Annotated in this window: 10 protein-coding genes; 5 read left to right on the top strand and 5 right to left on the bottom strand. The window is 59.7% G+C overall.

Annotated elements, in window-relative coordinates:
• Nucleotides 1-7 precede the first annotated feature (7 nt).
• A complete protein-coding gene (locus AABA48_RS05655; RefSeq protein WP_286349714.1) occupies nt 8-553 on the top strand; it encodes an HD domain-containing protein in 546 nt (181 codons plus the stop codon).
• Between the two features lie 50 nt (nt 554-603).
• Nucleotides 604-2,061, top strand: a complete 1,458-nt coding sequence (locus AABA48_RS05650; RefSeq protein WP_286349715.1) for an RtcB family protein — start codon at nt 604-606, stop codon at nt 2,059-2,061.
• A 44-nt stretch (nt 2,062-2,105) separates the two neighbouring features.
• Here the strand turns inward: AABA48_RS05650 and AABA48_RS05645 are convergent, their stop codons facing one another.
• Both AABA48_RS05645 and AABA48_RS05640 read right to left on the bottom strand, forming a co-directional pair.
• Nucleotides 2,106-2,555 carry a YaaR family protein gene (locus AABA48_RS05645; RefSeq protein WP_286349716.1) on the bottom strand — a complete coding sequence of 150 codons (450 nt, stop codon included), beginning with the start codon at nt 2,553-2,555 and terminating at the stop codon, nt 2,106-2,108.
• On the bottom strand, nt 2,552-2,812 hold the full coding sequence (locus AABA48_RS05640) for a hypothetical protein (RefSeq protein WP_286349717.1): 261 nt from the start codon (nt 2,810-2,812) through the stop codon (nt 2,552-2,554). The genes AABA48_RS05645 and AABA48_RS05640 overlap by 4 nt, the downstream gene beginning before the upstream one ends.
• 340 nt (nt 2,813-3,152) lie before the next feature.
• Here AABA48_RS05640 and AABA48_RS05635 point away from each other — a divergent pair, with 340 nt between their 5' ends.
• Genes AABA48_RS05635 through AABA48_RS05625 form a run of 3 tightly spaced genes read left to right on the top strand, consistent with a single transcriptional unit; the run spans nt 3,153 to nt 6,049 of the window.
• Complete coding sequence (locus tag AABA48_RS05635; protein ID WP_286349718.1) at nt 3,153-4,244, top strand: phosphotransacetylase family protein; 1,092 nt, start codon at nt 3,153-3,155, stop codon at nt 4,242-4,244.
• An 11-nt stretch (nt 4,245-4,255) separates the two neighbouring features.
• Nucleotides 4,256-4,687: an archease gene (locus AABA48_RS05630; RefSeq protein WP_286349719.1), complete on the top strand. Its 432-nt coding sequence runs from the start codon at nt 4,256-4,258 to the stop codon at nt 4,685-4,687.
• Nucleotides 4,688-4,726: 39 nt separating this feature from the next.
• A complete protein-coding gene (locus AABA48_RS05625; RefSeq protein WP_286349720.1) occupies nt 4,727-6,049 on the top strand; it encodes a hypothetical protein in 1,323 nt (440 codons plus the stop codon).
• Here the strand turns inward: AABA48_RS05625 and AABA48_RS05620 are convergent.
• The 3 genes from AABA48_RS05620 to AABA48_RS05610 all read right to left on the bottom strand — a co-directional run bounded on the left by AABA48_RS05620 (nt 5,964) and on the right by AABA48_RS05610 (nt 11,696).
• Nucleotides 5,964-8,591: a cation-translocating P-type ATPase gene (locus AABA48_RS05620; protein ID WP_338271202.1), complete on the bottom strand. Its 2,628-nt coding sequence runs from the start codon at nt 8,589-8,591 to the stop codon at nt 5,964-5,966. The two genes, AABA48_RS05625 and AABA48_RS05620, sit on opposite strands and share 86 nt — an antisense overlap.
• Nucleotides 8,592-11,066 carry an AMP-binding protein gene (locus tag AABA48_RS05615; RefSeq protein ID WP_286349722.1) on the bottom strand — a complete coding sequence of 825 codons (2,475 nt, stop codon included), beginning with the start codon at nt 11,064-11,066 and terminating at the stop codon, nt 8,592-8,594.
• Nucleotides 11,067-11,231: 165 nt separating this feature from the next.
• Nucleotides 11,232-11,696: a hypothetical protein gene (locus tag AABA48_RS05610; RefSeq protein WP_286349723.1), complete on the bottom strand. Its 465-nt coding sequence runs from the start codon at nt 11,694-11,696 to the stop codon at nt 11,232-11,234.
• Nucleotides 11,697-11,775: the final 79 nt, after the last annotated feature.

Genomic DNA, 11,775 nt, shown 5'->3' with positions numbered 1-11,775 from the left:
TTTGCCCATGACCCCTGAAAATCTGCTCGCACGGCATTTCGGCCCGGCAACTACAGCCTGCGGCATCGTGCTCGCCCATAGCCGCCACGTGGCGGCCAAGGCCCTGGCAGTGGCGCGTCGGCTCCGGGACCCGTTGCTCGATCTTCGGTTCATAGAAGAAGCGGCCCTGCTCCATGACATCGGCGTCTGCCGGACCAATTCCACGGGCATCGGCTGCACCGGCGAGGCCCCCTATATCCTCCACGGCATCATCGGCCGGGAGATTCTGGAGACCGAAGGACTCCCCAGGCATGCTCTCGTCTGTGAGCGTCACATCGGTGTGGGCCTCACCGTGGAGGACATCGAACGTCAGAGCCTGCCCCTGCCCCGGCGCGACATGGTCCCCCTTACCCGGGAAGAGCGAATCGTCTGCTTTGCCGACCTGTTCTTTTCCAAAAAGCCCCGTTCCCTCGACCACGAAAAGCACCCCGACGAAGTGAGAGCGAATCTGCGGCGTTACGGCGACCACAAGGTTGCCATCTTCGAGGAGTGGCTGGCTGAATTTGCGGTATAGTTGAAACAGTGAACAGTGAAGGATTCACGCACAGGAGAGGTGAACGAGCCATGGCGGCACCGGCAGCGCTGAAGAGAATATCTGCAACGGTTTGGGAGCTTCCCGTATCCTACAAACAGGGAATGCTCGTTCCCGCCCGCATCATTGCCACGGAGAAACTCATCAACGCCATGGATGCGGGCGTTTTCGAGCAGGTATCCAACGTGGCCTGCCTGCCTGGCATCCAGAAATATGCCTTCTGCCTGCCTGACGGCCATTGGGGATACGGCTTTCCCATCGGCGGGCTGGCGGCCATGGACCCGGAAACAGGGGTCATTTCCCCCGGCGGCATTGGCTTCGATATCAACTGCGGCATGCGGCTGGTTCTGACCACTCTTACCTACGAAGAGGTAAAGCCGCGCCTGCGCGAACTGGTGGATGCCCTCTTCTACCGGGTGCCGGCCGGGGTCGGGAGCCACGGTTTTGTGCGACTCTCCCACGACGAATTCTGCCGCGTGGCCGAGCAGGGCTCCTCCTGGTGCCTGAAACATGGCTATGCCTGGCCCGAAGACCTGGAGATGACCGAAGAGCATGGCTGCTTCACCGGAGCCGATGCCACGAAGGTCAGCCAGAGAGCCGTTGACCGGGGATACAACCAGATCGGGACCCTCGGCTCGGGCAACCACTACCTGGAAATCCAGGTGGCCCGCCCCGAGAACATTTTCGACGAGGATACCGCCCGGGCATTCGGCATTACCGTACCGAACCAGGTGGTGATCATGTTCCACTGCGGCAGCCGCGGCTTCGGCCACCAGGTGGCCACCGACTATCTCCAGCTTTTCCTGTCGGTCATGGAGAAAAAGTACGGCATCCGCACCAATGACCGCGAACTTGCCTGCGCCCCCTTCCGCTCCCGCGAGGGGCAGGACTACTTTGCCGCCATGAAGTGCGCGGTGAACATGGCCTTTGCCAATCGCCAGGTCATCCTCCATCGCATCCGCGAGGTCTTCTCGGACGTATTCGGTCGCGACCCGCGCGATCTGGGCATGGATATGGTCTATGACGTGGCCCACAACACCGCCAAGCTGGAGACCCACTTGGTGGACGGGAAACAACGCGAACTGCTGGTTCATCGCAAGGGGGCCACCCGGGCCTTTGGCCCCGGCATGGAGGGGATTCCCGCCCGCTACCGGGAAACGGGCCAGCCGGTCATTATCGGCGGCAGCATGGAAACCGGCTCCTATCTGCTGGCAGGCGACCCGGGAGGCGGTGACACCTTTTTCACCACCGCGCACGGCAGCGGCCGGACCATGAGCCGCCATCAGGCGAAAAAGCTGGTCAAGGGGCAGAAACTGCAGCGGGATATGGAGGAGCGCGGCATCTACGTGCGGACCGCGTCCTGGGGAGGACTGGCCGAAGAGGCGGGGCAGGCCTACAAAAACATTGACGACGTGGCCGAGGCCACAGAGTTGTCGCATCTGAGCCGGCGGGTTGCACGGCTCGTGCCCATCGGGAATGTCAAAGGTTGAGCACGTGATGCTGAAATTTTGACGCGAGACAAAGGAGTGCGTGTTCAGATTTTCAGATCTACAACCAGCCCCTTGAGCTCAAGAATCTTGTTGGTGATGGCGAGACGATCCTTGTTCTCGGTCATGATGAGGCGATAGAGATTGTCGGCCTCCCGGTCGATGACGGTGATGATTTCGAAGCAGCGGGGGTTGAGGGTCGTCCCTCCCACCCGCTGGAGCCGGTAGGCATGGGATGTGACGTTTTTCGTGATACGGCCGATGAGATCGCGAAAGGTGCGGAAATTGGCAATGGTCGGTTCCCGTTCCAGCTCGTTGCCAACCTTATCCAGTTCATCCTTGAGGATCTGCAATTCCTGCTCATGGTTTTCGAACTCAGACCGGTTTCGGGTGAGAGTCCGGACAAACGGCGATCCGGAAACGTCCGACCTGCTGAGAGATTCCTGTTTCCCCTTTTTATCCACGTCGCGTGAAGAAAGGCGGTCACTGATCTTCATTGGCTGACTCCCGTGCTCTGCGTATCGTTGCTGCGCGCCCAGGGCGAATCAACAGGCGCGATGCAGTTGCCGCGCCAGTCGACCGAGATGATGAAGTCGTCGTCATCCACGCCGATGGTCCGGTCGCAGCTCAGGTTCACCATGCCGCCATAGGTGTAGACCGCACCGCGGTCTTCGTACCAGTGGTACAGCCGGTATCCCCCCATGTCGGCAGACACCGACGAGGGAGCCCCCACTCGGATTATCAATTCGTTCAAAGGGGCGCCCTTCCAGGCCCGCATCTGGGTGCCCACCGGGGAGCACCCCCAAAGAACCGCGAGTGATGTCAAAATGATCAGGAAATATTTCACGTTCCACCCACACCAGAGAGACGTTCCCATTGCCAATGCAGGAACAGTGCCTTAGAAGGCGGCACGGCATTGACTTCGGTATAATTACACCGGACATGGGTGGATAAGGCTCTTTTTTCGCCCCGTTGGGCGTGCAATTGTGTATACTGCATGCAAAAAAATGTGAGACAAAGCTGTCGGCACCGTATTCCGCGCAACCGGCAGCCTTCATGCTTCCGAGTGAATTACCTACGCAATCGGGGGGACCATGGCCAAAAAAGTCTTTATCGGCGCTACAGGACAAAACTGTGGAAAAACAACTATGAGCGTCTCACTCATGCACTTGGCGCGACAGAAATACCGGAGGGTCGGCTTCATTAAGCCCATCGGCCCCAAGATCGAGATGTACAACGGCCTCACCGTCGACATGGACGCCATCCTCATGGCGCGGACCTTCGGTCTGGAAGAAGACCTGGCCCTCATGAATCCCGTGCCCCTCCCCAAGAACTTCACCCGCGACTACCTGAACGGCAAGTTTGACTGCCATACTCTCAAAAAAAAGATTGTCGAAGCATTCGAAATACTCGACCAGAGCTATGACTTCCTGATTATCGAAGGTGCCGGCCACTGCGGAGTCGGCTCCGTCATCGGTCTCAGCAATGCCTGTGTAGCCCATATGCTCGGAGCACCGGTCATCGTGGTGACCGACAGCGGCATCGGCAGCGCCATCGATGCCGTTCACCTCAACCTAGCCCTCTACGAAAAGGAGGAGGCCGACGTCCGGATGGTCATCGTCAACAAACTCCGCTCAGACAAGCGCGACTCGATCCTCGGCTTCCTCAGGCGAGGATTCCCGGGGCGTTCACTCCAGGTTACCGGTGGCTTCAACTATTCTCCCGTCCTGGCAAACCCGACCCTTTCACACATCGGAAAGCTTCTCAATCTCCCCGTGCACGGCGATGCGGACGGGCACAGCCGGATCATCCACCACATTCACCTGGGAGCGGCATCGTCCCAACGGGTGGTGGACGCCCTGGAAGATGCCACTCTGCTGGTTCTCACCAGTTCACGGGATGAGCTGATCGTCACCCTGTCCTCCCTGTATCATATCCCATCCTACCGGGACAAGATTGCCGGTTTCGTCATCGCGGGCCACATGCCGGTTTCGGAAATAACCCAGCAGATTCTGGACGACAGCATGATTCCCTACATCCGGGTTCATGACTCCACGGCGCGAGTGTTCACGACGCTTATGGAGGATGTCTCCAAGATCACTGCCGAGGACCGGGAAAAGCTCAACTGGATCAGGGCAAATGCCGAGAACGAGATCGATTTCGAGGCAATAGACGCCCTGCTCTGATTGCCTTAGCCATGCCCTATCGCTATCTGCCAGATATCGCCACGGCCGACGTCGCCTTTGAAGCGTGGGGAGAGACGCGCGAGGAGATGTTCTGCGCCGCTGCCGATGCCCTCACCAATGTCATGGTCGACGACCTCGCATCGGTCGCCCCGGCTGATGAAATCGTCATTTCCCTTGCACACGAAGAATTGGACCTTCTTCTGTTCTCGTTTCTCCAGGAACTGATCTTTCTGAAAGACGCCCGGTGTCTCCTGCTCAGGGTTCCCCGGGTTATGATCACCGAGGCTGATGGAGGCCTGCACCTCGATGCCGTTGCCTGCGGCGAGCGGATCGATAATGAGCGCCATCCCATGATGGTTGATGTGAAGGCGGTAACTCTGCATCTTTTTTCGGTCCGGCGGCAAGAAAATGGTTGGTGGGCCCGGGTGGTGCTTGATATATAAGGGAGAACAAACCCAAGCCATCCGCGGAGGATGTTTTTAATGAAGATTAGCGCGATCACGGCAGTTTCGGTATGCCTTCTTCTCTGTTGTCTGACCATTTCAGCGGCCTTTGGCGGCACATGTAACCTCATGAGCCTGACCTACGCCGGCGGAAACGACTATGTCATCAGGACCAACGGTTCAATCTCCAATGTCCAGTCGATCATCCTAAAGGTCGGTTACGGCGACGAAAATAAGCTTGCAAGCAAGCAACCGGTTGTGCAAGAGGGAACCGCCCAGTGGACTTTTTTCAATGCCACGCCCCGCACGGACGGGCTTCTGATTTACGCTTCGGCACAACAGCCCTTCCTTCTTTCCGGTGCAGTGACGCGCATCCGCTTTGCTCGCGTAACGACACCCCCTACCCTTGCATGCACCATCACCGCGGACTATGTCAAATCGGAAAAGAATCAGGACACGTCGAACAACTCGACTACTCCCGGTTCCTCTGGCAATTCTAGCACCACAGTTGCTGACGAAACATTGAAACGCGGTGATAATGCTACGATCCAGAATGATCAGGGCGCATCCTCTAATGGTCTGGAGACCTCTCAAATTGGCGCAACCTCGATGACAGTTCGTCCAGACGTTCACGATGGAGGCGAAACTCCGCCCCCCCCCAACGAGGAACAGGAAAAACCCGAGGATGAACTGCAGAACGATGAGGAGGTCACGCCGACGGCTCAGCCAGAGCTACCGTCGCAGCCCGACGCTACGCCCTCCCCTTCACCCAGCAGGTCTCCTGAGCATGTCGAGTACCGGAGCATCCTGAGCCGTTTCCAGGCAGAAGCGGCTGAAAGAAATCCGTCCGCGCTCATGGCTCTTTTCAGCGAACCCGTCGCACAGGGGATTACCCAGACACCACCTATCGGGTTCAGTGACGGCGAATCCATTGTGACTCTCACCCTCAAGGCTACCGGGGACGACGGTGCAACGCCTCTTTTCATTCTGAAAGGTGCGCGCCTCCTGACCCTGACACGGGAACCGGGCGGATTTTGGGTTGTCAAGGCCCTGCCCGACAGAGGCGTCAGCGAGGCAATCCTGACCCTGGTGTCAGGAGAGGACAGTGTGGTCTATCCCTTGACGGTGGTCCCCGGTATTATTATCAAACCGAAGGAGAAGGGACCTCTGACCGAAGCCGACTTTACGGCGTTCCTCGCTCAACGGGGCGGAGAGCAGGGGCAGGCAGGCGATCTGAACGGTGACGGCAGGCGCGATTACCAGGACGACTACATCTTTACCGCGAACTACCTCGCCGCCACCTCAGCACCCCCTTCTGGATCTCAGTCAAAAGAACCATCCCCATCGCCAGCACAACCGTAGCGGCAAGGGCTGGGGCCGATAACGGCTCCGTGTGGAACAGGGGATTGAGCGCCGGCGCAAAAACGACGGCGAGTTGAAGACAGAACGTAATCACGATGGCACCGACAAGGGGCCGGTTGGACATGATGCCGATGCGCAGCAGCGAAGTCCTGTCGGAGCGGACCGCGAGCACGACTGCCATGCGGTTCAGAACCAGAAACGTGAAGACCATGGTCTGCCACGGCAGCCCCAACCGCAGGGCCGCGGCCTGGAACGCCAATGCCGCGGATCCGATCACCAGGCCGTAGCCGGCCGCGTAATATCCTCTCCCCCCAGCAAAAACCCCTTCCTTCGGGTCGACAGGCGGTCGACTCATCACATCCCGCTCAGCGGGTTCTCCTGCCAGGGCAAGTCCCGGCAGGCTGTCACACAGAAGGTTCAACCAGAGTATCTGAATGGGGAGCAACGGCAGGGGCAACCCGAAAAACGGGGCTAGCGTTATGGCCACGAGTGTCCCGATGTTCGAGGTAATCGAGTAGGTAATGAATTTGAGGATATTGGCGTAGATCCGGCGCCCCTCCCGCACGGCCCTGACAATGGTGGCGAAATTATCGTCCAGCAGCACCATGGCCGCTGCTTCCTTGGAGACATCCGTGCCGGTGATTCCCATGGCAATACCGATATCCGCGCGCTTGAGCGCCGGCGCATCGTTGACCCCGTCGCCGGTCATGGCCACGTAATGCCCCCGGTTCTGGAGCGCCTTGACGATCGTGAGCTTCTGCTCTGGTGCCACCCGCGCATAGACCCGGATCTGCTCCACCCGCGCCTCAAACTCTTCCGGGCTCAGTTCCGCCAGATCCCGTCCAGTCAGCACCGCATCGCCGTCATCTTCAAGGATTGCCAGCCGCCGGGCAATGATACGGGCCGTGAGCGGGTGGTCGCCGGTTATCATCACTGGGGTGATGCCCGCGTTCCGGCACTGGGCAACCGCCTCGGCAGCCTCCTCGCGCGGGGGATCCATCATGCCGGCAAGACCGAGAAAAATAAGATTGCTCTCAACCTCATCACTTTCCAGCCGGTCAGGCAGATACGACCAGCGGCGCATGGCCAGGGCAAGCACCCGAAGGCCACGGGCTGCCATATCACCCGTTACGCGCTCGATCTCTTGCCGGTCCAGGGGGGCCTCCCCGTTGTGGGTAAGCATCGCCACCGACCGGGCCGCGAGCACTTCGACCGCGCCCTTGGTAAAGGCCAGGACGCTATCGCCATCCCGGTGAAAAGTGGTCATACATTTGCGTTCCGAATCAAAGGGGAGTTCGGCCACCCGCGGGTGAAGGGCCTCGACTTCGGCGCGGGTCACGCCGCAGGCACGCCCGTAGACCAGAAGGGCCGTTTCGGTGGGGTCGCCGACCAGCCCTCCTTCCGAGTCTTCACGCGCATCGTTACACAGGACCAGAGCCGTCGTGAAAAGTGCTGCGACTGATATGCCGGGTGAGCTGGCGTCGGTACCCCCATTACATTGCTCCAGATCGCCCGGCCAGACGTTCTCCACGGTCATCCTGTTAAGAGTGAGGGTGCCGGTCTTGTCGGAGCAGACATAGGTGACCGAACCGAGGGTCTCCACGGCGGGAAGCCTGCGGATAAGGGCATTCTGGCGGACCATCTTGCGCGCGCCCAGGGCAAGGGTGATGGTCACCACTGCCGGCAGCGCCTCCGGAATGGCGGCAACTGCCAGGGATATGGAGGTTAGCAGCATGAGGAGGAGAGGCTCTCCCCGCAGCAGTCCCAGTGTGAAAACCGCCGCGCAAATGGCGAGCACCGCCAGAGCAAGGCGCTTGCCGAAATCGGCGAGACGCCGTTGGAGCGGGGTTTTTGTTTCGGCTTCCTGTTGCAGCATCGCGGCAATCCGGCCAAGCTCGGTTCCCATCCCCGTGGCGACTGCGACGCCGATGCCCCGGCCGTAGGCGACCACCGTCCCTTTGTAGGCCATGTTGCGCCGATCGCCCAGCGGCAAATCCGAATCAAAAAGCTGTTCGGAGAGTTTCTCAACGGGAAGCGATTCCCCGGTAAGGGCCGCTTCCACGGTCTTCAGATGCACGGCTTCCACAAGGCGTACGTCGGCCGGCACCACGTTTCCCGCCTCCAGAATGACCAGATCGCCAGGGACGATCTCTCGGGCGGGCACGCTTACATGCTCGCCGCTACGCAGCACCACGGCATAGTTGCCGGACATCTCCCGAAGGGCGGCCATGGCGCGCTCGGCGCGATATTCCTGAGCAAAGCCGATAACGGCGTTAAGCACGACGATGGTGATGATGGGAGCTGCGTCCCCTGGCTCGCCGATGATTCCGGCCACCACTGCCGCGCCGATCAGCACAATGATCATGAAATCGGTGAACTGGCCAAAGAACATGGCAAGGGGCGTCCGCCGGGCCTTTTCCTCCAGTTCATTCGGACCGTATGCCACCAGGCGCCGGCGGACCTCATCACTATCAAGCCCGGTGAGGGAGGTTTCGAGTCTGGTCAGAGCCTCTTCAATGGATATGCGGTGCCATTCCGTCAATTAGAGATCCTCCACGGCCGTACGCGCCGCAGCGACTATTTCAGCAGGTGACTCCAGGGTAAAGCGGATGGCCTTGCCGAAGGTCACCCGCACTTCGCCCCTGATGGGCCAGGAGGCATCGCGGGGAAATACCTGTTCAAGTCCGCGTATCCGCACCGGAACCACGGGAATGGCCAGTTCCCGGACCATCACCCCGAGACCCGGTCGAAAGGGCAGCAAGGTACCGTCCCGCGAACGTTCACCCTCGGGGAACACCAGTATGCTCATTCCCCGGTCCGCCAGTCCCCCCATGAAACGAAGCGCTCCCCGGAAACCGCGACTCTGGGGAAGCGGAAACACGGTAAAGGCTACCGATGCGTACTCGTAGGCAAGGCGTTTCCAGATCTTTTGCGCTAAGTTCTTATAATTCCGGAAGAAAAACTCCTCCCAGGCAGCCGTGGCGGTTGTATAGCGCCATTCCGAGGGAAGAGCGGACATGATAACAGGGTGATCGAAGTAACTGAGGTGATTGGAAACGAACAGGACCGGACCGTCCAGCCCTCCCAGATGTTCCCCCCCTTCTACCTTCAGACTGGCGTAGTGCCTGATCAAAGGACCATGAAGGATCATGTCCAACACCCGCCGTACAAACAGTGCCACGGGGCGGGCGGTCCAGAACCTAAACCGCTCGCGGCTGTGGACCTTTGACCGGAGACGGATGACCTCCCGAAGTTCGGCCACCCGCGTGTGGGGGCCAATGACCGTATCCTCCAGATCGAGACGAAATTCCATCTCTATCGCGTTGACCAGTTCGAGCCTGCCGATGGAGGTGAGCCCCAGATCGGTTGTCAGCACCGTGTCGTCCGTTACCTTTTCAGCCGGGTTCCCAGTGATCCGGGCTATCATCAGCGACAGTCTGTCACTGGAGCCCCCTGCCCCGCCAGTACCATCTCCCTGGGCAACCCGTTCCTTGACAAGAAATTTCCTGATCTTGAGGGTGGTTGTCTTGGGAAACTCAGCGTCAGACCAGATGGACCAGCCGGTGATCCGATGAAGATCGTCAAGCCGCCCGTTGACCTCGTTGATGATCTCCTCCACCGGACGACCGCTCTCATCGGGGATCAACACGGCGTGAACCTCTTCCCCCTTCCCGCGGTCCAGGCCGATCACGCAGGATTCGCGCACGCCGGCAGCCCGGTTGAGCATGGACTCGATCTCGTCGGGGAACACATTGACACCTGCCCCGGTTACGATCAGCTCCTTTCCTCTACCCAGAATCCGGAGCCACCCCGAGCCGTCGAATTCTCCCAGATCGCCCGTACGGAACCAGCCGTCGTCAAAGGCGTCCCGGGTGGCCGCTTCGTTGCGGTAGTAGCCGGGGAAAACGTTGTCTCCCCGGGTCAGCACTTCACCGTTAACGAGTTTCAACTCGACCCCCGGCAGTGCCGGTCCCACGGAGCCGGCCACCTGCCGCTCAAGCGTATTGGCCGTGAGGACCGGTGCACACTCGGTGAGACCATATCCCTCCAACACGGTGAATCCGAGGCCGGCCCAGAAGCGGAATACCTCCGGGTCCAGAGGCGCTCCCCCTGAAACGAACAGGGAAAAGTGACGTCCGAATTTCCGGTGAATCGGGGCAAACAGCAGCTTGCGCCGCTCAACCGGCAAGCGCCCGGCAACAGCCAGCAGTCGGGCCAGCACAGATCCAAGCCCCCGGGCATCAAGCTCCCGCTCGATGGAGTCCTTGAGCAATTGAAGCAGGCGCGGCACGGCGATCAACGCATGCACATTCTCCTCCCCCAGGGCTTCCATGATGGCCGACGGCTTTAGGGTACGGATATAGGCCACTGATGCGCCCTGGTACAGGGGGGTCAGAAACCCGCCCATCTGTTCAAACATGTGCGACAGGGGTAAGAGCGAAAGAAACACGTAGTCGCTGGTGACGATGGGGATGTGACGGTTCACCTGGAGCAGGTTGGCAACCAGGTTACGGTGGGTGAGGATGACCCCTTTCGGGGCTCCGGTGGTGCCGGAGGTATAGATCAACTCGGCGATATCGTTCGGATCGGGCACGTGGCGGGTAGTGAGCTGCGGGCACAACTCCAGAAGGAAGGGCAATTCCTCGAGAAGTATCGCCGGCCGGCCGGCTAGTCGCTCAAGCTTGTCCCTGCTTTGGATAACGAGCCGGGCATCGGTGAGGCCGGCTATGGTATCCGCCCGCTCGGCACCGGACATGAAGTCGACCGGCACCACTATGGCGCCGCGGGCAATGATGCCCCAGAAGGCAATGCCCCACCAGGGTGAATTGGGCCCCCAGAGCACGACACGATCCCCGTGGCCCACCCCCCGGTCGGCAAGCCAGGCGTTCATCCTGAGCGAGTAATCATGGAGGAATGCATAGGTATAACGGTACCGCCGGACGCCGGTCCGAAACACGAACGCCGTGTCAAGGCTTCTGCCGCTGAATGAAGAGAAAAGGTCTGCCAGGGTTTTCATGTCGTGTCCGATACCGTCAGTGAGCTGAAGAACGAATACAGTATAGGGACGAAACCCTGTCATGCAACTGTATACGTGATTCAGGCGCACCTGGCGGGACGATATGCGAACAAGGCAATCAATGTCTGGGGGAAATGCCGGAGTGAACCGGCAGGAGTCCGCTGGTCAGCGGGAGATACACTCGGCAATGCGGGCGGAATGCTCGACCACGTCGCGGACGAAGTCGTCCCGACGCTGGCGGCGTGTTCTCCCCAGATATGAGATATACCCCTTGAGGGAGGAATCCATCAGGTACGTGCGGCGGACGAGCATGATCTCACTGTAGAGCAGAAGAGCAAAAACAGGCACGGCTATGAAAGCGGCAGCATTCCTGACCAGCATGGCCGTTCCGCCCACAATGATCAGGCAACCGAGTCGCATGAGACTGCGGGACAGGGCATTTTCGAAGACATCGCCCCGCAATTCAATCAGGTGGGAAACGAAGCGTGCCTCGTGGTGGTCGAAAAAACGGGCAGCATTGTAGTGGACGGCAGGTTGATCGCCCCGTCGGGCCTTGGTTTGCACGAGGAAATGGATGCCGGTCAACTGTTCATCGGCCGCAATGAATGCTTTGAGCGTGGCACAGGTCATAAGCCGTCTCGGTAACGCAGGCGTCGTTACACAACAAAACCCACTGATAAACAGGCCTGTTTAGTGTATACCAGCCTTT

Origin of the sequence: Geobacter sp. 60473 (genome assembly GCF_036323535.1) — a bacterium.
Taxonomy (GTDB): domain Bacteria; phylum Desulfobacterota; class Desulfuromonadia; order Geobacterales; family Geobacteraceae; genus Geobacter; species Geobacter sulfurreducens.
Note: the sequence above shows the minus strand (reverse complement) of the source record. Positions and strands in the feature narration are given on the sequence as shown.

What these genes read in the sequence shown, in the direction of transcription:
- AABA48_RS05655 (WP_286349714.1), top strand. Translation starts at nt 8, where the DNA reads ATGACCCCTGAAAATCTGCTCGCACGGCATTTCGGCCCGGCAACTACA.
- AABA48_RS05630 (WP_286349719.1), top strand. Translation starts at nt 4,256, where the DNA reads ATGCCCTATCGCTATCTGCCAGATATCGCCACGGCCGACGTCGCCTTT.
- AABA48_RS05610 (WP_286349723.1), bottom strand. Translation starts at nt 11,696, where the DNA reads ATGACCTGTGCCACGCTCAAAGCATTCATTGCGGCCGATGAACAGTTG.
- AABA48_RS05645 (WP_286349716.1), bottom strand. Translation starts at nt 2,555, where the DNA reads ATGAAGATCAGTGACCGCCTTTCTTCACGCGACGTGGATAAAAAGGGG.
- AABA48_RS05615 (WP_286349722.1), bottom strand. Translation starts at nt 11,066, where the DNA reads ATGAAAACCCTGGCAGACCTTTTCTCTTCATTCAGCGGCAGAAGCCTT.
- AABA48_RS05635 (WP_286349718.1), top strand. Translation starts at nt 3,153, where the DNA reads ATGGCCAAAAAAGTCTTTATCGGCGCTACAGGACAAAACTGTGGAAAA.
- AABA48_RS05650 (WP_286349715.1), top strand. Translation starts at nt 604, where the DNA reads ATGGCGGCACCGGCAGCGCTGAAGAGAATATCTGCAACGGTTTGGGAG.
- AABA48_RS05625 (WP_286349720.1), top strand. Translation starts at nt 4,727, where the DNA reads ATGAAGATTAGCGCGATCACGGCAGTTTCGGTATGCCTTCTTCTCTGT.